Raw genomic sequence first — 21,891 nt, forward strand, 5'->3', positions numbered from 1 at the left:
CATCGGCCAGCCATGCGAGAACCAGTCGCAAGACAGCTGCATTCGCAAAGGGACGGTTCATCAGCCCCCTCATGCGCGTCATGCCGCGCACTGTTCGATGCGAAACCCGGCGGATTTCTGCTGTTTTGGTGATCCGGGGCGGCAAGTCCTGCGTAACTCTTTCAAGTCTACCCAGAATGACCAGACAGGGGGTTTTAGAAATGGCGCTTGATACTGCCAACGACCAAAACTTCACGCGCTCGGCCATGAAAGCCGAGCTGCTTGACGCCGAGACTGAACTGAAACTGGCTTATGCGTGGCGCGACCAGCGCGACGAGCAAGCCCTGCATCGGCTGATCACTGCCTACATGCGGCTGGCCATTTCCATGGCGTCGAAGTTCCGGCGCTACGGCGCCCCCATGAACGACCTGATCCAGGAGGCGTCGCTGGGCCTGATGAAGGCCGCAGACAAGTTCGATCCGGACCGTGGCGTGCGATTCTCGACCTATGCGGTGTGGTGGATCAAGGCCTCGATTCAGGATTACGTCATGCGCAACTGGTCGATGGTGCGCACCGGATCCACCAGCAGCCAGAAATCACTGTTCTTCAACATGCGCCGCATTCAGGCACGGCTGGAGCGTGAAGCAAGCGCCCGTGGCGAAACCCTGGATGGACAGTCGCTGCGCGAAGCCATCGCCACCGAGCTCGGGGTTCCCTTGCACGACGTGGAGATGATGGAGGGCCGGCTCTCTGGTTCGGATTTCTCGCTCAACGCCACGCAATCGACCGAGGACGAGGGGCGCGAATGGATCGACGCGCTGGAAGACGACAGTGACCAGGCCGCCGAAACGGTCGAAGCCAACCACGACAATGATACGTTGCGGCAATGGCTGCTGACCGCCATGTCGGCCCTGAACGACCGGGAACAGTTCATCGTCCGCGAACGCAAGCTGCGCGACGACCCGCGCACGCTGGAAAGCCTGGGCGACGAGCTCGGCCTGTCCAAGGAGCGCATCCGGCAACTGGAGGCCGCAGCCTTCGGGAAAATGCGCAAATCGCTTGAAGGCCAGTCCAAGGAAGTGCTCAACTTCCTGGTATGAGGCATCTGGTTTTCCTGCTGGCCGCCGTGGCGATGCCCGCGGCGGCCGATCCCGAGATCGAGGCGGTCAAGGCGTCCGGTGCGCAGATCGTCGTTCTGGGCGAAACCCATGACAACCCACACCATCATGCCCGTCAGGCCGAGATCGTCGCCGCGCTTGACCCGACCGTGCTGGTCTTCGAGTTCCTGACATTCGAGCAGGCGCAACGGCATGTGCCCGGCGCGCCCGAAGCCGAGTTGAAGGCTGCGCTGGGCTGGGACGAGGCGGCGGGGCTGCCGGACTTCTCGATGTATTACCCGATCTTCGCCGCCGCGCCAGATGCCGCAGTATTGGGCGCGCTTGTTCCCCGGGAAAGCGCGCGAATGGCGATGCGGCGCGGCACGCTGGAGGTATTCAGCGGCTATGGGCCGCGGTTCGACCTGGACCAGCCCTTGCCCGAGGCGGAGCTGTCGCAGCGGCTGGCGCTTCAGGCCGAGGTGCATTGCAATGCGCTGCCAGAAGACTTGTTGCCATCTATGGTCGAGGTGCAGCGCTTGCGCGACGCCGAGCTTGCGCGCGCGGCCTTGGCGGGGCTTGACGCCTATGGTGGGCCGGTGGTGGTGATCACCGGAAATGGCCACGCCCGCAAGGATTGGGGAATGCCCGCAATGATCGCGCTGGCCCGTCCGGACGTGCAGCTGTTCAGTCTCGGGCAGGCCGAGACCGGCACGGTGCTAGACGGCGGGTTCGATATGGTCGTCACCACGCCCGCCGTCGAACGCGAGGACCCCTGCGACGCGTTCCGCTGACGCCGGTCCATTGCCCTGCCGGATGGGGCGCGATACGGTTTGCCGACGCTTCTGACGAAAGGCCCGGCCCGTGCTGCAAGGCAAATCCATCCTTCTGATCATCGGCGGAGGAATAGCCGCCTTCAAATCGCTGGATCTGATCCGGCGGCTGCGCGAACGGGGTGCCCGCGTGACCCCTGTTCTGACCGGCGCGGGGGCGGAATTCGTCACGCCGCTTTCGGTCTCGGCGCTGGCCGGGGAAAAGGTGCATCAGGAGCTTTTCGACCTGACCGCCGAGGCCGAGATGGGCCATATCGAGTTGTCCCGCGCGGCCGACCTCGTGGTCGTGGCCCCGGCCACGGCGGACCTGATGGGCAAGATGGCCGGCGGGCTGGCCAATGACCTGGCCTCGACATTGCTGATGGCCACGGACAAGCGGGTCCTGATCGCACCGGCCATGAATGTGCGCATGTGGGACCATCCCGCGACTCGGCGCAACGCCGACACTCTGCGCGGCGATGGGATCCTTTTCGTCGGCCCGAATGACGGGGACATGGCGTGCGGCGAATACGGACCCGGCCGCATGGCCGAGCCGCTCGAAATCGTCGCAGCGATCGGCACCGCGCTGGGCGACGGGCCATTGAAGGGACGCCATGTGCTGGTCACGTCCGGGCCGACCCATGAACCCATCGACCCGGTGCGCTATATCGCCAACCGGTCCTCGGGGGCACAGGGGGCGGCCATCGCCGCTGCCTTGCGCGACCTTGGGGCGCGGGTGACTTTCGTGACTGGGCCGGCCTCGGTGCCCGCGCCGGCGGGGGTCGAGGTGGTGGCCGTGGAAACCGCCCGGCAAATGTTGGAGGCGGTCGAGGCCGCGGACCCTGCGGATGCGGCGATCTTCGCCGCCGCCGTGGCCGATTGGCATGTGACCGAGGCCCGCGACCAGAAGATCAAGAAAGATGCCCGCGGCTTGCCGACACTCGGTTTTGCAGAGAACCCGGATATCCTGGCCACGGTCAGCCAGCGCGAAACCGGCCGGCCCGGCCTTGTGGTCGGTTTCGCGGCCGAGACCGAAAACGTCATCGAACACGCCACCGCCAAGCGGGAGCGCAAGGGCTGCGACTGGATCCTGGCCAATGATGTCAGCCCGGAAACGGGTATCATGGGCGGCACAGAGAACAAGGTGCACCTTGTCACCGCCGAGGGGGTCGAGGACTGGCCGCGCATGGACAAGCATGCGGTGGCGGCGCGGTTGGCGGAAAAGATCGCCGAGGCGCTGGGTTGAGCGCCCCGGCATCGGGTCTACCTTCCAGAGTGAAAGAGGGAAGAAAACGGGCATGGTGACCATACGGTTCGAATGGGTCGACGGCGCGGACGAGGCGCTTGGCCTGCCGCATTATGCCAGCGCGGGGGCGGCCGGGGCCGATCTGCGCGCCAATTTCGAGGATCGCGGACAGGTTGAGCTGGCCCCCGGCACGCGGGCGCTTATCCCGACCGGGCTGCGGCTCGCGATTCCGGCGGGCTACGAGGTGCAACTTCGGCCTCGGTCCGGGCTGGCGCTCAAGCACGGGATCACGCTGCCCAACAGCCCCGGCACCATCGACAGCGACTATCGCGGGCCGCTGGGCGTGATCCTGCAAAACACCGGCGACGCCCCGTTCACCGTGGCCCATGGCGACCGGATCGCCCAGATGGTCGTGGCCCCGGTGGTGCAGGCTGCCTTTGAAACTGGCCTGCTCGATGACACGGATCGCGGCGCGGGCGGGTTCGGGTCCACGGGGGCGGCATGACGGTTGTCCTGGCCATGGCGGCCGCGCTCTGGGGGATCGGCATCGCGATGAAGGCGCCCTATTCGGCGCGCTTCACGATGATCGGTGTTCTTCTGGCGGCAGTGCTTCTGGTGCAGCTGGTTCTGCCCGATGGGCACCCCCTGCGCGAGGCGACGGGCGGCGATCCGCGCCTGTGGGGGTTGCTGATCGGGCTGGGGCTGGTCGTCTGGGCCTACAGCCTTGTTTTCCGCCGCATCAAGGCGCGGGCAAGGCGGGGGCAGGCCCGTGACGAGGCCCCGCAAGCCGGGAGTTTCTCCGAGACCGAACTGGAGCGCTATGCCCGCCATATCGTGCTGCGCGAGATCGGCGGACCGGGGCAGAAGGCCCTGAAAGAGGCGCGCGTGCTGGTCATTGGCGCCGGGGGGCTGGGCGCGCCTGCGCTGCAATACCTGGCTGCTGCCGGTGTCGGCACGATTGGTGTGATCGACGATGATGTCGTGGACAACTCGAACCTGCAACGACAGGTGATCCACACCGATGCCCGCATCGGCATGCCCAAGGTCCATTCCGCGGCCGAGGCGATGGAGGCGCTTAACCCCTATGTGACGGTGCGCCCCTACCAGCGCCGCCTGAGCGAAGAAATCGCGACGGACTTGTTCACTGAGTACGACCTTGTCCTTGACGGATCGGACAATTTCGACACGCGCTACCTTGTCAACCGCACTTGCGCGGCCCTTGGAATTCCACTGATCGCTGCCGCGCTGACCCAGTGGGAGGGGCAGATCAGCCTCTATGATCCGGCCAAGGGCACGCCCTGCTATGAATGCATCTTCCCGCAGCGCCCCGCACCGGGTTTGGTGCCCAGCTGTGCCGAGGCCGGGGTATTGGGTCCGCTGCCCGGCGTGATAGGCGCGATGATGGCCGTCGAGGCGGTCAAGGCGATCACCGGTGCGGGCGAAGGGTTGCGCGGGCGGATGATGATCCATGACGCGCTTTATGGCGAGACCCGTGTGATGGCGTTGAAACCGAAGGCCGATTGCCCCATCTGCGGGGGTGACCGAGAAGGACAGACCACATGACCAACCTCCTGCTTGCCGACTGGGACACAGCCTTCGGCCTGCCGCCCTATGACAGGATCACCGATGCCGACTATGCCGCGGCGGTCGAGGCGGCGCTGGATGAGGCGCGCGCCAATATCGCCGCGATTGCCGAAAACCCCGATGCGCCGAGCTTTGCCAACACGATCGAGGCGCTGGAACTGGCCGATGAAACGCTGGGCCGGGTGCTGGGGGCGTTCTACGCCCAGGCAGGAGCCGACAGCAACGACGCGCGCCAGGCCCTGATGCGCGAGTTTTCCCCGAAACTGGCCGCCTACGGCTCCGAGATCACGTCGAACGCGGCGCTGTTCGCCCGCATCGAGGCGCTTTGGCAGGACCGCGAGACGCTGGACCTGACCGAGGAACAGGCCCGCGTGTTGATGCTGACCCGGCGCGGTTTCGTGCGGGCGGGGGCGCAGTTGCAAGGGGCCGAGGCCGCCCGGCTGACGGAGATAAAGCAACGGCTGGCCGAGCTGGGCACGCAATTCACGCAGAACCTGCTGGCTGATGAGCGGGACTGGTTCATGGACCTGTCCGAACAGGATTTGCAGGCCCTGCCCGGTTTCGTGCAGGACGCCGCCCGCGCTGCCGGGGCAGAACGGGGGCGAGGCCCGGTCGTGACGACCTCGCGATCCTTGATCGTGCCGTTTCTGCAATTCTGTCCTGACCGGGCCCTGCGGGAAAAAGCCTACGAGGCCTGGACCGCGCGCGGGGCGATGGGCGGTGAAACCGACAATCGCGCCATCGCCGCCGAGGTGTTGAAGCTGCGCGAGGAGCGCGCCGCCCTGCTTGGCTATGAGACGTTCGCGGCCTACAAGCTGGAAACCGAGATGGCCGGCGCCCCGGGCGCCGTGCGCGATCTGTTGATGCAGGTCTGGACGCCGGCCAAGCGCGGCGCCGAAGCGGATGCGCAGGTTCTTGAAACCATGCTGCATGCCGACGGAATCACAGGGCCGCTGCGGCCATGGGACTGGCACTACTACAGTGAAAAACGGCGCGCCGCCGAACATGATCTGAACGAGGCCGAGCTGAAACCCTATCTGCAACTGGACCGGATGATCGAAGCGGCCTTCGACTGTGCGTATCGCCTGTTCGGGTTGGAGTTCCGGGAAATCGAGGCGCCCCTCTACCACCCCGATGTGCGCGCCTGGGAGGTGACACGCGACGGGTCGCACATGGCCGTTTTCATCGGTGATTATTTCGCGCGCGGTTCGAAACGTTCGGGCGCATGGTGCAGCGCCATCCGTAGCCAGCAGAAGCTGGCGGGCGATATCCGCGCGCATGTCGTGAATGTGTGCAATTTTGCCAAACCGGGCGAGGGACAGCCGGCACTACTGTCCTATGATGATGCGCGCACGCTGTTCCACGAATTTGGTCATGCCCTGCACCATATCCTCTCGGACGTGACCTACGCCTCGATCAGCGGCACCTCTGTGGCCCGCGATTTCGTGGAACTGCCCAGCCAGCTTTACGAGCACTGGCTGGAGGTGCCCGAGGTGTTGGAACATTATGCCACCCATGCCGAGACCGGCGAGCCAATGCCGCGTGATCTGCTGGACAGGCTTCTGGCGGCCACGACCTATGATATGGGTTTCCAGACGGTCGAATACCTCGCCTCGGCGCTGGTGGATCTGGCCTTTCACGATGGCCCCGCCCCGGTGGATCCGATGCAGAAACAGGCCGAGATTCTCGAAGAGATCGGGATGCCAGAGGCCATTCGGATGCGCCACGGCACGCCGCATTTCGCCCATGTCTTTGCGGGCGATGGCTATTCCTCGGGCTATTACAGCTACATGTGGTCCGAGGTCATGGACGCGGATGCCTTCGAGGCGTTCCAGCAGGCCGGCGGCCCCTTCGACGCCAAGATGGCCCAAGCGCTGGAAGCGCACATCCTGTCAAGGGGCGGGTCCGAGGACGCGGCGGCGCTTTATACCCGGTTCCGAGGAGAGATGCCCGACGCGGCGGCGCTGCTACGGGGCCGGGGCCTGGCCGCGTAAACGCTCGGCCAGCTTCTCGATTTCGCGCAACTCGTCAGCCACGGCCCCGGCAAACGCCAAGGCTTCGTCTGGCACCGCGCCGGGGTCCTCGGCGCCCAGTTCGAGGTGATTGCGGTCGGCCAGGAAACTGTCGAGTGATGGTTCCTGCAGCACGGCCACGATCCGCGCCAGCAGTTTGCGCTGTGCGATCAGGCGGGCCTCCAATGTCTCTGGGGTCACGTTGCGTTCTCCTTTTGCGGGTCGTCGGGATGCGGCGTCACACCATGTGGGTCCTTGTGGATCAGAACATCCGCCTGCGGATACTCCTTCAGGATGGCACGCCGCAGCCCGGCACCAATGGAATGGGCCTGGTACAGGGTCTGGGTGCCGTCCAGCTCGATATGCAGGTTGACGAACAGGCGGCTGCCCGATTGCCGGGTCTTGAGGTCATGATGCCCCAGCACGCCGGGATAGTCGCGGGCGATTTGCGAGATTGCCGCAATTGTGTCCGCATCGGCCTGCCGGTCCATCAGGGCATGCCAGGCGCCGCGCCCGATCCGCACCGCGCCGACGATCAGCATGGCGGCGGCTCCCAGTGCGACGATGCTGTCCACCTGGCCCAGCCCGAACAGGGCGGACGCGGCCAGCGCCAGAAGCGCGCCCAGATTGGGCACCAGGTCACCGATATAGTGCAGGCTGTCGGCGGCCACGACCTTGTTGCCGGTGCGCCGCGCGACCCGGCGCTGCCACCAGACCAGCGCCCCGGTCAGCAGGATCGAGAGGATCATCACCGCGATCCCCTTGCTTTCCTGCGCGGGCAGGGGGCTGTTCCCGGCCACCAGACGCATGGTCGCCGCCCCGCCGATGACCCCGGCCGAGGCGATGATGATCATTGATTGCGCCAGTGCAGCAAGGTCCTCGACGGCGGTATGGCCGAAGGCGTGGTCGGCATCCGCCGGTTTTGCCGCATAGGCGATGGCGGCCAGGCCGCCCAGGGACATCATCAGGTCGAGCGCACTGTCGGCGAGGGCCGCCGCAACCGCCAGAGACCCGGTTTCGCGCAGGGCCCAGAGCTTGGCCAGGACGAGCACCAGCGCGACGGTGACCGAAGCGATGCCGGCAGACAGGTTGAGCGTGGTGTCCGAACGGGTCATGATCCCATGCTTAGCGTGGCGCGCGCGCCAGAGAAAGAATGTGCTGCGCGATGAAGCGACGGCGCCGGCGACTTTGCATTGGTGCCTCACGGCGGCGGTCTGCGCTAGTCCCGAATCTCTTCGGCATCGACGCCCCAGAGCGCGGCCTTCGGGGCCCAGCCCTTGTAGCCCCCTGCAAAAAGACGGCACCAATCAGGGCCGCATTCGTCCAGCTCGGCGATGACGCCCAGCTCCAGCATGGCGGTTTGGCTGGCGTCCTCCTCCGGGCGTGACAGCAGCGGCAGCATATCGCGTTCCACGATCACCGTGCGATTGCCGGACAGAAGCGTGTAATGCACCCAGCCGCCCATCCCCTCGCGATCCGTCACGCGGCGCCAATGGCCGTATTCCCCGACCACCTGCAGGGGCATGTCGCGCCGGGCGAACACCCAGTCAATGCGGTGTGACAGGCTTGGTCCGCGGCGCACATTGGCCTCGTTCGCCTTCAGCGAAACGAAGCGCGGCAAAGGCAGGTTGGTCACCGGCCCGCGTTCTATGGTCGCGGCCTGCGCAATCTCCTGCGCCGGGACCGTGCCCGCGCTAAGCACGAAAAAACACGTCAGAACGTGCCGCAGGATTTTCATGGGCCCACCTGGTATTCTGCACCTCGTCCGCGCGGGGTTCTTGTGCCGCGTCGCGGATACAGGCACGTTGCCACACAGAGCAAGTCAAGGAAAGCGACGGAGGACCACGGATGCCACGCAAACGCCTGAGTGTTGTCGTCACGCGACGGTTGCCCGAGGTGGTCGAGACCCGCATGAAGGAACTGTTCGACGTGCAACTGCGCGACGATGACAGCCCGATGACCCCCGAGGAACTGGTTGAGGCGGTGCGGCATTGCAACGTGCTGGTGCCGACGCTGACGGACACTATCAATGCCGGACTGCTCGGGCAGGCTGGTGAAAACCTCAAGCTGATCGCCAATTACGGTGCGGGCGTGGACCATATCGACGTGGGAACCGCACGCCAGCGCGGCATCCTGGTGTCCAACACGCCGGATGTTGCGACCGAGGATACCGCCGACATGACCATGGCGCTTCTACTGGCGGTCACAAGGCGCATTCCCGAGGGGCTGGCGCGGATGCAGTCGGGAGAATGGAGCGGCTGGGCCCCCAACGCGATGCTGGGCGGGCGCATTGCCGGGCGGCGGCTGGGTATCCTGGGCATGGGCCGGATCGGCCAGGCGGTGGCGCGGCGGGCGGCGGCCTTCGGTATGCAGGTGCATTATCACAACCGCCGCCGCCTGCGCCCCGAGACCGAGGAAGACCTGGGTGCCACCTATTGGGAAAGCCTCGACCAGATGATCGCGCGGATGGACGTGGTGTCGATCAACTGCCCGCATACGCCATCGACCTTCCACCTTATGAATGCGCGACGGCTCAAGCTGATGAAAGAGGATGCGGTGATCGTGAACACCTCGCGCGGCGAGGTGATCGACGAAAACGCACTGACCCGGATGTTGCGCAATGGCGAACTGGCCGGGGCCGGTCTGGACGTTTTCGAACATGGCAACCAGATCAATCCCCGCCTGCGGGAGCTCAAGAATGTCGTGCTGCTTCCGCATATGGGATCGGCCACGCGCGAGGGGCGGATCGAGATGGGTGAGAAGGTCCTGCTGAACATCAAGACCTTCGATGACGGGCACCGCCCGCCGGATCAGGTCGTGCCCTCGATGCTCTAGTGCTGTCGCATTTCGCGGTTGTTGGAAACCGCGATCCAGCCCTGTTTCACGGCGACATCGCGGACATTGCCGACCCGTATCGTCAGCGCGTCATGGAGAGGGTCGAGAACCGCATGAAGTCGTTGTCGGCCCGTGCGCCCACGATCTCGGGGACGTAGGGACTACTGGTCGCGGTGTCGGATCCGTCGAAACCGGGAAACAGCATGCCGCGATTGTCCATCCGCGACGCGATCTCCGGTGACCCGCACGCGCCAAGGGCCGTCACGGCGCAAAGCGCCACAAGCGTGTATCTGGTCATAGCCTGCTCTCCTCGCGGGGCCGCTTTTGGTGCGGCATCCTCGCATTACCTGCCAGAGGTATTAAGGATTCGGCTCTCGTTGAGCTAGGGCAAACCCGCCCGCAATGACGCCCCTGAGATAAAATTGTCGCAGAAACAACCCTATATCGGTGTGGCGCCTGCCGCGAAATCACGCTGAGTCGTGGAACCGGCGCTATTTGTAGACCTGGTCCGGTCCCGGAAAGGCGCGGGTCTTGACCTCGTCGGCGTAGGACTTGACCGCCTCTTCGATCATCGGGCCCAACTGGCCGTAGACCTTGACGAATTTCGGGGTCCAGGGGTTCAGGCCAAGCATGTCCTCAAGCACGAGGATCTGCCCGTCGCAATTCTTCGACGCGCCGATGCCAATCGTGGGGATGTCGACCGCCTCGGTGATGCGGTCGGCCAGTTCCTCGACCACGCCTTCGACCACGACCGCGAAGGCCCCGGCCTCGGCGACGGCTTTCGCATCCTCGATATGCACCTTCCAGGCCTCTTCATCCCGGCCCTGCACCTTGAAGCCGCCCATCGTGTTCACCGATTGCGGGGTCAGGCCGATATGAGCCATCACGGGGATGCCCCGTTCGACCAGGAAGCGGATCGTTTCCGCCATCCGCGCGCCGCCTTCCAGCTTGACCGCCTGGCACTGGGTGTCTTTCATGATCGTCGCAGCGTTTCGAAAGGCCATGTTCGGGCTTTCCTCGTAGGTGCCGAAGGGCATGTCCACGACGACGAGCGCCCGCTTGGTCCCACGCACCACGGCCTTGCCATGCATGATCATCAGGTCCAGCGGCACGCCCACGGTGCTTTCCATGCCGTGCATCACCATGCCGAGGCTGTCGCCGACAAGGATGAAGTCGGCATACTTGTCGACCAGCGCCGCGGTATGCGCGTGGTAGGAGGTCAGCGACACGATCGGCTCGCCTCCCTTGCGGGAACGGATCTGCGGCACGGTCATGCGGCGAACGGTTTCGGTCTGGGCGCTCATGGGTGGACCTCCCTCTGGTCGATCAAGAGGACATGGTTGTCCCCGCGGCCGAATTCGGCGGAAATCATGATGCCGACCGGCGCGGTCAGGCGGCCGGTGGCGGGCGAGAAATCGGACAGCCAAACGATATCGAGCCCCTTGAGTGTCGCGCGGGGTTCGGTGGCGATGGTCTCCCGGATGATCCGGGCAAGGTCTTCGACCCGGCCCGCGCCGCTGGTTTGCGCGGCATCGAGGGCACGCGACAGAACCGGCGCGGCGGCGCGATCCTCGGGCGTCAGACGGACATTGCGGCTGGACATGGCCAGTCCGTCGGCCTCTCGCACGGTGGGCACGCCGCGAATGTTCAGCGGCATGTGCAGGTCGCGGACCATGCGTTTGATCACATGCAGCTGCTGGAAATCCTTTTCCCCGAAATAGGCGGCGTCGGGCTGGCAGATGTTGAACAGCTTGGCTACCACGGTGGTGACGCCCCGGAAATGACCGGGCCGGACCGCGCCATGCAGGATATTGGCCAGGCGGGTGGTCTCGACGATGGTTTCATCACCTTCAGGGTAGATTTCGGACACCTCGGGGATCAGCACCGCATCGACGCCGGCGGCTTCCAGCATCTCAAGATCGCGGGCCTCGGTGCGGGGGTAGTTTTCCAGGTCGGCGGCCTCGCCGAACTGGGTGGGATTGACGAAGATCGTGGCGACGACCCGGTCATGGGCGCCGCGTGCCTCGGAGACCAGCGCCATGTGGCCGTCATGCAGCGCGCCCATCGTGGTGACCAGGCCCACGCCCTCTCCGGCGGCGCGGAACCGGGCCACGGCGGCGCGGATATCGGAAACGGTTCGGCAGATCTGCATGGGGCGGGTCCGGGCGGATATGGTCGGTTTCGCAGGCCTACACCGGGGGAGGGGATGCGGGCAAGCTGTCTTGCGACTGTTGGGCGGGACCGAAAGGGCTGCTTCCGCAGGCTTTCATCCGGCCAATTCAGCATGATCGCACCGCCCCGGCCGGGTGCGGGCTGCGGGCGGGATGGGGGCGCTGCCCCCGTCGGCCGGGGCCGACTCCCCCGCGGTATTTTCGACCCAAAGAAGCCGGGCGTCGGTTTTGAAGGTTTTGGCGTCGGCTGCGGTTCGCCGAAATCGGCCAGAACGGGCATGGTAGCGTCGGAAAAGAAAACTGGAGTCGCCAAGATGAAAACCAATGTCCGTGCTCTTGTCATCGGTGGCGGAGCCATCGGCACCTCGGTCGCCTATCACCTGGCCCGGGCCGGCTGGGATGACATCATGCTGCTGGAACGCGACGAGCTGACGAGCGGCAGCACCTGGCATGCCGCCGGCCTTCTGCCGCTGTTCAACATGTCCTACGCGGTCAGTCACATCCACGACTATTCGGTCAAGTTCTACAAGACTCTCGAGGAAGAAACCGGTCTGAATGCCGGGTTCTCGGTGGTGGGCAACCTGCGCATGGCCCGCACCGACGAACGGATGGACGAATACCGGGTCTATGCTTCGACCGCCGAGACGGTGGGCGTCCACTACGAATGGATGACTCCGGACCAGATCAAGGAAAACTGGCCGCTGGTGAATACCGAGGATCTGAAGGGCGCGATCTATCACCCCGAGGACGGTTATATCAATCCGGCCGACCTGACGATGGCCATGGCCAAGGGCGCCCGTCAGCGCGGCGTGATGATCGAGCGAAAGTGGCAGGCGGATGCCTTTGAATGGAAGGGCGACCACTGGGATGTCACCTGCACCAAGATGGTGGAAAAGGGCGGCAACCTTGTCCCCAGCGACGAGCAGATCGTGATCTCGGCGGAGCATGTCGTCACGGCGTCGGGCAATCACGCGCAGCGCACCGCGCGCATGCTGGGCATCAAGATGCCGGCGATCCCGGTCGAGCACCAGTTCATCGTCACCGAGCCCGACCCGGCCTTGGTGGAGTTCCGCAAGACCCATGGCGAACACCCGGTCCTGCGCGATGCCGACGCCAAGTGGTATGTGCGCGAAGAGCGCGGCGGCTGGATTCTCGGCCCTTACGAGCGCAACGCGCCGGCCCGGTTCGAATACGGCGTGCCGGATACGTTCCGGGCGGACCTCTTCCCGCTGGATCTCGAGCGGATCGAGGAAGAATACATGTCCATGATCCACCGGATCCCGTCCACCGAAGAGGTGGGGCTGAAGGACGATTTCAACGGCCCGATCTGCTACACGCCGGACGGCAACCCGCTGGTCGGCCCGGCCCCCGGCCTGCGCAACATGTGGCTGGCCGAGGGGTTCTCTTTCGGGATCACCGCCGCCGGTGGCACCGGCTATTACATGGCGCAGATGATGGTCGACGGCGAGGCCGAGATCGACATGGCGTCGCTCGATCCCAAACGGTTCGGCAGCTGGATGACCACCGAATACGGCGCCCGCAAATGCGAAGAGGCCTACGAACACGTCTACATCCTGCACCATCCGGACGAGGAGCGCGAAGTGGCCCGCCCGCTGCGGACCGCCCCCTGCTATGACCGGATGAAAGCGCGCGGCGCGCAATTCGGCTGTGTCAACGGCTTCGAGCGGCCCAACTATTTCGGCCCGCTGGATGCGCCCGAGACCTTTGATCATGACGCGCGCAGTTTCCGCCGCGGTGAGTGGTGGCAATACGCCGTGGACGAGGCCAAGGCCGTCCGCGAGGGCGTGGGCCTGCTGGATGCCAGCGCGTTCACCAAGCACACCGTCAAGGGGCCGGGTGCGACAGCTTTCCTCGACTGGTTCACTTGCAACAAGCTGCCCAAGGTGGGCCGGATCAATCTGACCTACGCGCTGACCCCCGCGGGCACCACGCGCACCGAATACACCATCGTGCGGCTGGCCGAGGATGAATACTACCTAGTCTCCGCCGGTGCGCTCACCGATTACGATGGCGACTATCTGCGTAAATGCGCCGAGGACAAGGCGCCGGAGTTCGGCTATATCGCGGTCGAAAACGTGACCACCCAGTGGGGTGTCTTCGCCATCGCCGGGCCGAAATCGCGCGACGTTCTGGCCGAGGTCATCAAGGATGCCGAACCGGAAACTGCCCTGTCGAACAAACGGTTCCCGTGGTTGTCCGCCCGCCAGATCGAGCTTGGCATGTGCCCGGTCAACGCGATCCGCGTGGCCTATACGGGGGAACTTGGCTGGGAATTGCATCACCCGATCGAGATGCAGAATTACCTGTTCGATTTGCTGGAAAAGGCCGGTGAGAAGCATGGGCTGAAGCTTGTCGGCGCGCGCGCCCAGAACTGGCTGCGCCAGGAGAAGAGCTATCGCGCCTTCGGACACGAGCTGGGCCGTGACGCGACCCCGCTGGAGGCCGATCTGCCGCGCTTTGTCGATCTGTCCAAGGAGTTCCAGGGCAAGGCCGCGATGGAAGAGATCGGCGTGCGGAGCAAGTGCTGCACCCTGTTGATCGACGGGCCCGAGGATGCCGACCCCTGGGGTGTCGAGGCGCTTTATGATGGTGACAAACGGGTCGGGCGTCTGACCTCGGGCGGCTATTCCGTGCATTTCGGAAAGTCCATCGGCATGGGCTATGTCAGCCCAGAACTGGCCGCGCCCGGCACGAGGCTCAAGATCAAGATGCTGGACCAGCTGTGGGATGCCGAGGTGGTGCAGGACAGCCCCTATGACCCCAAGAACGAGGCAATCCGCGTCGACGGGTAACCCCCGTGCGTCATGCCTGAACGGATTGCGCCCCCGGTTTTCCGGGGGCGCTTTCGGTTTCAACCGGCGGTCTCGGCCTGCCACTCGAGACCCGGCCGATAGCGGGCGGCGATGCGCCCGTCCTTCAGGGCAAACAGGTGCAGCCATCCGTTGTCGAAGAGCGCCCGCACATCGGGGTGCTGGGCCAGCACATCGGTGATCGCTTGTTGCGGGGCCTCGATCATGACCGACAGGCGCAGCGGGTCATGCATCAGCTGCTCGCCGTCATGCACGGCCTGCCAGGGCAGGCCCGGGCGCAGGCGCCCGCCATTGCCTTCGACCACGCCGATCCCGCCGACGACATTGTGGATCAGCTTGTTGCCGCCGCCGAAGACATCGGGAGCGATGGACGACCCGTAATATTGCAGGCTGATCCAACTGGCCACGACCACCGGAGCGGTCAGGATCAACTCCAGCGTGGCGAATTCCTTGTCACGCCGCCAGTCATAGCTGTGCAGGAAACAGCGTCCGCCCAGGTCGCGCCCGGCGGTGGCATGGCGCGGCGCGGCGATGAAGGCGGCGCATCCGGCCAGCCCCCATTCGGGCCGGGTCTGGGCCCAGTCCAGCGCCCGCGCCGCCACGGTCTTGGCGTCGGCGCCGGGCAGGTCGCGCGCCCGTTCGGCCCGCGTGATGGTCCCGGCCCGGTCGAGCCAGTCCCGGACCTGCGCCAAGTCGCGGTCGAGGGTTTCGGTGTCATAGAGCGTGATGCGATCGGTCGTCGTGTCGTGCAGCCCGGCGACGAAAGCGGTGTCCTCGGGCAAGTCGATGCCACGGCTGGCCAGCCCCTCCCGCGTATCGGGATCGTTGAGAAGCCCCGCCAGAAGACGCGCCGAGACCTCGCCGGTCTGGCCGCCACAGGCGCCGCAGTGATAGGCGCTTTCATGGGGGTTGTTCGTCACCCTGGCACCGTGGCCCAGCAGCAGGATGGTCCGCCCGAACCCCTCGGTCAGGCTCATGGCGCCCAGAACCGCCGCGGCGGTGTCAGCCTTGGCCTCGGCGCTCAGCCCGCCGACCACCTGCGGCGCGGGGCCGGGGGGAGCATCCTTTCCGACACGCCCCGTGGCGTCGCGCAGCAGCTTTCCGGCATAGAGCGGCCCGGCGGCCTCGACGAAGGCGAAGGACGACACCGCCGCCTGCCGGAACCGGCCCCAGGCCCGTGCGGCCCGGGCCTTGATCCGGTGCGCGGTCTCGGTGCGCGCGTCGGCCTGGCTGGTCGTGTCCAAAGCCGGGGACAGCAGAACGGGCAGATGCGAGTCCACAATATCCGAGCCTTGCGCCTTGTGCGCCACGGGCAGGCCGAAAAACCCGGCGAAGCCGATGGTCTCGATGCCGGGGTCGAGGCTTTCCAGCGCCCGCCGGAATGGTTCCGACCGCACGTCGATGCAGAAAGCGGCCTGCAATTCGGCCCGGTCACGGGCCGGTGCGCCGCCAGTCAGTGCCGCGCCCAGCTGCCGCTGATGGGCGCGTTCGCGGGCCTCTTGCAGGATGGCCAGCGCCACCTGGTCTGTCGTGGGGGCAACGGGTTGCGCATGGGCGGCGACGGTGTCGGCCCATGCGTCGGCAAGATCGGGCAGATGGCTCAGCAGTGCCGCGTCCCATGCCAGCCGGATGGCCAGCAGGTCCAGCAGCGTGGCATCGCTGCCGCCCTGCATCTCGGCCTGCCACAGCAGCCAGCGGGCATGCTGCGCCCAGCCGCCCAGGTCCATCAGCAGGCCGTGAAAGACGGTTTCAGCCGACGCCTCGGACAGTCCCATATCCTGCGCCGCTGCCAGAATGGCCCGGTCCGCGCTGTCGGGCAGGGCCGCCACATGGGCGCAGAACCCGGAAAGGCCCGCGATCTCGGGCGTCAGGTCATGGATTGCCCAGGCCCGCCAGGCGGCATAGGCCCCCTGTCCGGGCCGCGGTGTCCACAGCGCCTGGCCCCGGTCGAAATGGCCGGCGGCCCAAAGGCCGATGCCGCGCTCGATCAAGGCGGGCCAGTCCGTGCCGGTGGTCTCAGCGGCCAGCTCGGCCAGGTTTGGCAGGCGGCCCGATCCGGCAGGCGCGGTGCCGCGTTCCAGCATCGCACGCAGGCTGGCCATGTCTGTCGGTCTCGCCGGTGACGTGCAGGCGGCCATCGCGGCCTCGATATCGGCTTCGGTCATCTGGCCCGCCTTCAGGTCGGCGGCGTAGTCGGCCATGGTGCGGGTCGTCGCAACCCCCGCGACGCGGCCAAGGCGGACCGACGCGGTGGCAAGGTCCTCTCCCGACTGGCCGAGGAAGGGGTTTACCGCAACGGTCGCGTCCAGCGGGAAAGCCGGGGGGATGGCGCGCAGGGCAGCGTCGGCCGCGGCCAGGATTTCGGACTGCCGCAAGGGCGCGGCCTGGGTCTTGGTCATGAACATCTTGGTCTCCTTGGTCCGTCGGTTTCAGCTGGTCTTGCCCGTGCGCAGCCCGCCGAGGGCCCGGTCGAGCAGCGCGTTGAGGTAGAGGCCGTTCGCCAGGTGCACCCGCAGCCCCGCCATGGCCGGATGATGCGCCCAAAGCGGGAACAGGGCCTGTGCCAGCGCCACCAGCCCGAACGAGGCCAGCGCCAGCAGGATCAGCGCCCATTCCAGCGGGCCGGGGGTTGGCGCGGCGGGCAGGGCGGGGCCCCAGAGCGCCTGGGCCAGGGCTTGGAAGGTGAAGTATCCCGTGGCGGCGGCCAGGGAGGCCAACGCGGTGCGCCGGGTCAGTGGGGCGGGGGCCGTATCGGCCAGCCCCTGGGCCACCAGGTAGGCCACCCCGAGGATCAGGATCGCCCCCAGCGCCAGCGCCTGCGGGGACTTCGCTCCTAAGACCGTCATGAACAGCCCGGCGATCATGGCATAAAGCAAGAGTGCGAGGGCAAAGGACTTCAGTACCGCGCCCAGGTCGGGCACCGCCACCGGCCCGGGCCGCCGCAGGGCAGCCACCGCCGTCACCGCGCCGCCCGAGGACAGGAAGGCATGCGCCTTGTAGAGCGAATGCGCGAGGATGTGCAGCAACGCCAGCGGCCAGAGGCCCAAACCGCATTGCAGCATCAGGAACCCCATCTGCGCCACGGTCGACCAGGCCAGCGCCGTCTTGACCGCGCTTTGGGTCAGCATGACCGTCGCCCCGAACAGCGCGGTAAACCCGCCCGCCATGACCAGCGCGGCCATGGCGCCGGGGCTTTCCTGCACCAGCGGTGCGGTGGCAAGCAGGATGACGCCACCGGAATTGATGATCCCGGCATGCAGCAGGGCCGAGACAGGGGTGGGGGCCTCCATCACCTCGGTCAGCCAGCCATGCAGCGGGAAGGCCGCGCATTTGAGCAGTGCGGCCAGCACCAGCAGCGCCACCGCCAGACCGCCGGCGCTTCCCAGACCATCATGCGTGGACAGCGTTGCGAGTTGAGTCAGATCGGTCGTGCCGAAACGGGCGGTCAGCAATAGGGCGGCAAGGATCAACGCCCCGTCCCCGCCATGCCAGGCCAGTGTGAATTTGCGTGCCGCGCGCCGGGCCTCGGGGCGGTTGGCATAGAACAGCAGGAGGTGTTTCAGCCCGAGTCCGACCGCGACGGCCGTCCCCGCCAAAAGCCACAGGTTGCCCGCCTGCACGAGGATCAGCACTGCGGCGAGCGTCGCCAGCATCTGCCCGTGAAACGCGCCCTCGCGAGCTTCTCCGTCCAGGTAGCTGCGGGAAAACCTTATGACCACCCAGCCGAGAAAGGCCACCAGCAGGGCCAGCGACAGGCTGATCGCATCGGCCCGCAAAAGGCCGCTGACCGGCCCCTGGGAGAGGTATTGCAGGCCACCAAGTGCCACCAGTGCAAGGGCGATCAGCGTTCCGGCTTCCGACTGGCGGGGCAGGGCACCGGGCCGCCGACCCGGACGGCGCAGCGCCAGTGCCGCGACGAGCAGCAGGGCAAGCGGTGCAAGAATGGACAGCGGGATCATGGGTGCCATGGGATACCTCCGGTGCAAGTGGCTTTGATTGTCCTACCGGCGCGGAGGTATCAATAAAAATTCATTGTTTGGAATTATCGTTCTATAATATAGAATAATGTCATGCTGAACCTGCACCACCTTCGCCTTTTTCGCGCCGTGGCCCGTGATGGCACCCTTACCGGTGCGGCCCGGGCGCTGAACATCTCGCAATCGGCGGTCTCGACCCAGGTGCGCGCGCTCGAGACAGCGCTGGGCCAGGACCTCTTCGAGCGCAGCGGTCGCAGCCTTGTCCTGACCGAGGCGGGGCGTATTGCGCTGGATCACGCTGAAGAGATCTTTCGCACCGCCGAGGACCTGACCGCGACGCTGCGATCCGCCGAAACCCGGCGCAAGGTTTTACGGGTCGGGGCGCTGGCCACCCTGTCGCGCAATTTCCAGATGGCCTTTCTGAAGCCGCTTCTGGGGCGCGACGATGTCGAGGTCGTGCTGCGGTCCGGATCGCAGGACAGCCTGCTGCGGGGGCTCGACGCGCTGGCACTGGACGTGGTGCTCACCAACCTCGTGCCGCCACGGGATGCAGCCAGCCCCTATCTCGTGCAACGGCTGGATGAACAGCCGGTCAGCCTCGTTGGCGCGCCGGGGCGGGCCCCGGCACCGGGCGCGGGGATCGAGGGCGTGCTGGCCTCACATCCCCTGATCCTGCCGACGCCGGAAACAGCGCTGCGGGCGGGTTTCGATGCCTTGCTCGACCGTCTTGGAATCGTGCCGCGTATCGCCGCCGAGGCCGATGACATGGCCATGCTGCGCCTCTTGGCGCGGGCTGATGCGGGGGTTGCCGTTATCCCGCCCATCGTGGTGGACCAGGAATTGCGCGCCGGGCGGCTGGTGGAATTCGCCCGTCTGGACGAGATTCGCGAGACTTTCTGCGCCGTGACCATGCGTCGCCGCAATCCCAACCCGCTCCTGGCCCAGTTGCTGTCGCCTTCGAGTGCGGACAGCTAGGTCAGGTCAGCCGCGCAGGCGGTGCGGGGTCAGTTGCGCGACGATCCCGGCCTCGATCTCGGGCGGGCGGCCCGCCACCAGGTCGGCCGCCAGCTGGCTTGCGGCTGGGGCGGTCTGGAACCCGTAGCCGCCTTGCCCGGCCATCCAGATGAAACTGGCATCGTCGGGGTCGGGGCCAAGGACAAGCTGGCGGTCGGGTGCAAAGGTGCGCAGGCCGGCCCAGTTGGCCAGCATCTGGGTGACCTCGTACTCCATCACCGCCTCGAACCGGGCCAGCCCCTCGGCCAGCACCATGTCATCGGCCCAGGCGTCCATGGGCGGTTGCGGGTCCTCATCCCCGGGCGAGACGATCAGCGCTCCGGCATCGGGTTTCGTATACCAGGATTCGCCCGCGCCGAAGACCATCGGCCAGTTGGCCGGATCCAGGCCCTCGGGGGCGGGAATGCGCGCCATGGAGCGGCGCAGCGGATGCACGCCAAGCGGCGCGATCCCGGCCATATGGGCGATCTCGTCGACCCAGGCGCCGGCGGCATTGACCAGGTTGCGCGCCTCCAGAACCTCGCTGCCGATATCGACGCGCCAGCCGGCGGCCGTTTTCTCGATATGGCGCACCTCGGCACGGGTGCGGATGCTGCCGCCATTGGCGCGGATCTCGGCGGCGAAGTTCTGCACCAGCCGGTCGGTGTCGATATCCCAGGCCTCGTCATGGTGGCCGACCAGCGGCGCGGCCTTGGTGTCGAGAATGGGAAACAACGCGCGGGCCTCGTCGGGGGTGATCCGCTCCATCCCCATCGCGACGACTTCTTCCTCGAACAGCTCGCGTTCCGCCTCGGTCGCGGCCAGCATCAGGCCGCGCGGGCTGAGAACGCCGCCATTCGCCTCGTGGTGATAGGTGGCACTGGCCTGGCTGAGCGCCATGGTCGAGGGCTTGCCATAGCGCGTCTCGAACAGTGCCGCCGACCGACCCGAAGCGTGAAACGCCAGCGCGTCCTCACGTTCCAGAAGCGTGACCGCCCCCAGATGCGCCAGCCGCGCCCCGATCGAGGCCCCGGCGATGCCGCCGCCGATGATGAGGAAATCCGTCATTCTATCCGTGTCCGTGTTGTCGCTGCGGGCAGACAATCACGACGCGCGGGAAAGGAAAAGGGGGCTGTAGCCCGACCGCAAGACCGTGGCGACACGAACCCGCCTTCCCCCACAACGCGCGCAGCCAACAGGTCTCCGGCATGAAAAAAGGCCCGCCGGATCGGCGGGCCTTTCGTTTCGAACCGGAGCCGGAGGTCAGGAGGGGATGTCGCCCTCGATTCCTTCGACGTAGAAGTTCATGCCGGCCAGCAGGCCGTCATCCGCCACCTCGCCCTCGGCAAGGAACTCGGTGCCGCTCTGGTCGGTCAACGGGCCGGTGAAGGGGTGATACTCACCCGCGGCGATGGCGTCGCGCATCGCTTCGGCCTCGGCCTTCACGTCATCGGGCACGGCCGAGGAAATCTCGCCGATGCCGACCATGCCTTCGCCGATGCCCTGCCAGGTGTTCACGCTTTCCCAGGTGCCGTCCATCACGGCCTGAACGCGGTCGATGTAGTAGGGCGCCCAGTTGTCGATGATCGACGAGATCCGCGGCATCGGCGCGAATTCGGCCATGTCGGCGGCCTGACCGAAGGTGTAAACACCGCCGGCCTCTTTCGCGGCGGCGTGGGGCGCGGTGGAGTCGGTGTGTTGCAGCACCACGTCGCAGCCCTGTTCGATCAGCGCCTTGGCGGCGTCGGCTTCCTTGGCCGGGTTCAGCCACTCGAAGATCCAGATGATCTTGAATTCCACGTCCGGGTTCACCTTGCGGGCGTGGATGAAGGCCGAGTTGATGCCGCGCACGACCTCGGGGATCGGAACGGACGCGATGTAGCCGACCTTGTTGGACTGGGTCATCTTGCCGGCCAGGTGACCCTGGATGGCGCGGCCCTCGTAGAAGCGGGCGGAATAGACGCTGACATTGTCTGCCGTCTTGTAGCCGGTGGCGTGTTCGAAGACCACGTCGGGGAACTTGGCGGCGACGTTGATCGTCGGGTCCATGAAGCCGAAGGAGGTGGTGAAAATGATCTGGCACCCCTGCAGGCACATCTGGGTCATCACGCGTTCGGCGTCAGGGCCTTCGGGCACGCTTTCCTGGTAAACCAGTTCGACCGCGTCGCCGAAATGCTCGACCATTTCCTTGGCCGAATGGTGGTGGTGCTGGGTCCAGCCGCCATCGTTGATCGGGCCGACATAGACGAAGCCGACCTTCATCGGCCCGTCCTGCGCCCGCAGCGGGGCGCCCAGGGCGGCGGCGAATGCGGCGGTGGCGCCGGTTTTCAGTAGCGTTCTTCTTTTCATGGTATTCT

The 21,891-nt window shown here is 66.2% G+C and carries 19 protein-coding genes; 9 read left to right on the plus strand and 10 right to left on the minus strand.

All coding sequences use genetic code 11. The features are described 5' to 3' along the window. Window positions 1-200 precede the first annotated feature (200 nt). From DFK10_RS05455 to DFK10_RS05480, 6 genes are all read left to right on the plus strand, one after another. Window positions 201-1,079 (plus strand): RNA polymerase factor sigma-32, encoded by an 879-nt coding sequence (locus DFK10_RS05455; RefSeq protein ID WP_109387409.1) that lies wholly within the window; start codon window positions 201-203, stop codon window positions 1,077-1,079. Continuing rightward, on the plus strand, window positions 1,076-1,867 hold the full coding sequence (locus DFK10_RS05460) for a ChaN family lipoprotein (protein WP_109387411.1): 792 nt from the start codon (window positions 1,076-1,078) through the stop codon (window positions 1,865-1,867). Before DFK10_RS05455 ends, DFK10_RS05460 begins: the two co-directional genes overlap by 4 nt. A 70-nt stretch (window positions 1,868-1,937) precedes the next feature. Continuing rightward, window positions 1,938-3,131 carry a bifunctional phosphopantothenoylcysteine decarboxylase/phosphopantothenate--cysteine ligase CoaBC gene (gene coaBC / locus DFK10_RS05465; RefSeq protein WP_109387413.1) on the plus strand — a complete coding sequence of 398 codons (1,194 nt, stop codon included), beginning with the start codon at window positions 1,938-1,940 and terminating at the stop codon, window positions 3,129-3,131. 52 nt (window positions 3,132-3,183) lie between these two features. After that, entirely contained in the window at window positions 3,184-3,636 is a 453-nt protein-coding gene (gene dut / locus DFK10_RS05470) for a dUTP diphosphatase (RefSeq protein WP_109387415.1), read from the plus strand. Next, a complete protein-coding gene (locus DFK10_RS05475) occupies window positions 3,633-4,694 on the plus strand; it encodes a HesA/MoeB/ThiF family protein (protein ID WP_109387417.1) in 1,062 nt (353 codons plus the stop codon). Before dut ends, DFK10_RS05475 begins: the two co-directional genes overlap by 4 nt. Then, window positions 4,691-6,709: a M3 family metallopeptidase gene (locus tag DFK10_RS05480; protein WP_109387419.1), complete on the plus strand. Its 2,019-nt coding sequence runs from the start codon at window positions 4,691-4,693 to the stop codon at window positions 6,707-6,709. Before DFK10_RS05475 ends, DFK10_RS05480 begins: the two co-directional genes overlap by 4 nt. On the opposite strand, the gene DFK10_RS05485 is transcribed toward DFK10_RS05480, so the two are convergent. The 3 genes from DFK10_RS05485 to DFK10_RS05495 all read right to left on the minus strand — a co-directional run bounded on the left by DFK10_RS05485 (window position 6,683) and on the right by DFK10_RS05495 (window position 8,465). Continuing rightward, window positions 6,683-6,928: a hypothetical protein gene (locus DFK10_RS05485; RefSeq protein WP_109387421.1), complete on the minus strand. Its 246-nt coding sequence runs from the start codon at window positions 6,926-6,928 to the stop codon at window positions 6,683-6,685. The genes DFK10_RS05480 and DFK10_RS05485 overlap by 27 nt on opposite strands. After that, the gene (locus DFK10_RS05490; protein WP_109387423.1) at window positions 6,925-7,842 is read right to left on the minus strand and encodes a cation diffusion facilitator family transporter; all 918 of its coding nucleotides are present in this window, start codon (window positions 7,840-7,842) and stop codon (window positions 6,925-6,927) included. Before DFK10_RS05490 ends, DFK10_RS05485 begins: the two co-directional genes overlap by 4 nt. 104 nt (window positions 7,843-7,946) lie before the next feature. After that, complete coding sequence (locus DFK10_RS05495; RefSeq protein WP_109387425.1) at window positions 7,947-8,465, minus strand: SH3 domain-containing protein; 519 nt, start codon at window positions 8,463-8,465, stop codon at window positions 7,947-7,949. Window positions 8,466-8,575: 110 nt separating this feature from the next. On the opposite strand from DFK10_RS05495, the gene DFK10_RS05500 reads away from it, so the two are divergent. Beyond that, window positions 8,576-9,562 carry a 2-hydroxyacid dehydrogenase gene (locus DFK10_RS05500; protein WP_109387427.1) on the plus strand — a complete coding sequence of 329 codons (987 nt, stop codon included), beginning with the start codon at window positions 8,576-8,578 and terminating at the stop codon, window positions 9,560-9,562. Between the two features lie 82 nt (window positions 9,563-9,644). Here DFK10_RS05500 and DFK10_RS05505 read toward each other — a convergent pair whose 3' ends face one another. The 3 genes from DFK10_RS05505 to panC all read right to left on the minus strand — a co-directional run bounded on the left by DFK10_RS05505 (window position 9,645) and on the right by panC (window position 11,714). Next, entirely contained in the window at window positions 9,645-9,860 is a 216-nt protein-coding gene (locus DFK10_RS05505; RefSeq protein ID WP_109387429.1) for a hypothetical protein, read from the minus strand. Between the two features lie 193 nt (window positions 9,861-10,053). Next, window positions 10,054-10,866, minus strand: coding sequence for a 3-methyl-2-oxobutanoate hydroxymethyltransferase (gene panB / locus DFK10_RS05510; protein ID WP_109387431.1), 813 nt, complete (start codon window positions 10,864-10,866; stop codon window positions 10,054-10,056). Next, entirely contained in the window at window positions 10,863-11,714 is an 852-nt protein-coding gene (gene panC / locus DFK10_RS05515; protein WP_109387433.1) for a pantoate--beta-alanine ligase, read from the minus strand. The genes panB and panC overlap by 4 nt, the downstream gene beginning before the upstream one ends. Window positions 11,715-12,047: 333 nt before the next feature. On the opposite strand from panC, the gene DFK10_RS05520 reads away from it, so the two are divergent. After that, window positions 12,048-14,546 (plus strand): GcvT family protein, encoded by a 2,499-nt coding sequence (locus DFK10_RS05520; RefSeq protein WP_109387435.1) that lies wholly within the window; start codon window positions 12,048-12,050, stop codon window positions 14,544-14,546. A gap of 59 nt (window positions 14,547-14,605) precedes the next feature. On the opposite strand, the gene DFK10_RS05525 is transcribed toward DFK10_RS05520, so the two are convergent. Together DFK10_RS05525 and DFK10_RS05530 are read right to left on the minus strand one after the other, a co-directional pair. Further along, window positions 14,606-16,963: a YbcC family protein gene (locus DFK10_RS05525; RefSeq protein ID WP_235866774.1), complete on the minus strand. Its 2,358-nt coding sequence runs from the start codon at window positions 16,961-16,963 to the stop codon at window positions 14,606-14,608. Between the two features lie 30 nt (window positions 16,964-16,993). Beyond that, window positions 16,994-18,532 (minus strand): proton-conducting transporter transmembrane domain-containing protein, encoded by a 1,539-nt coding sequence (locus DFK10_RS05530; protein ID WP_109387439.1) that lies wholly within the window; start codon window positions 18,530-18,532, stop codon window positions 16,994-16,996. Between the two features lie 102 nt (window positions 18,533-18,634). Between DFK10_RS05530 and DFK10_RS05535 the strand changes: the two genes are divergently transcribed. Beyond that, window positions 18,635-19,516: a LysR family transcriptional regulator gene (locus DFK10_RS05535; RefSeq protein WP_109387441.1), complete on the plus strand. Its 882-nt coding sequence runs from the start codon at window positions 18,635-18,637 to the stop codon at window positions 19,514-19,516. Between the two features lie 6 nt (window positions 19,517-19,522). Here DFK10_RS05535 and DFK10_RS05540 read toward each other — a convergent pair whose 3' ends face one another. Next, window positions 19,523-20,602, minus strand: coding sequence for an NAD(P)/FAD-dependent oxidoreductase (locus tag DFK10_RS05540; RefSeq protein WP_109387443.1), 1,080 nt, complete (start codon window positions 20,600-20,602; stop codon window positions 19,523-19,525). Between the two features lie 195 nt (window positions 20,603-20,797). Next, window positions 20,798-21,883, minus strand: coding sequence for a BMP family ABC transporter substrate-binding protein (locus tag DFK10_RS05545; RefSeq protein WP_109387445.1), 1,086 nt, complete (start codon window positions 21,881-21,883; stop codon window positions 20,798-20,800). Window positions 21,884-21,891: the final 8 nt, after the last annotated feature.

The organism is Salibaculum griseiflavum (assembly GCF_003129565.1).
Classification (GTDB): domain Bacteria; phylum Pseudomonadota; class Alphaproteobacteria; order Rhodobacterales; family Rhodobacteraceae; genus Salibaculum; species Salibaculum griseiflavum.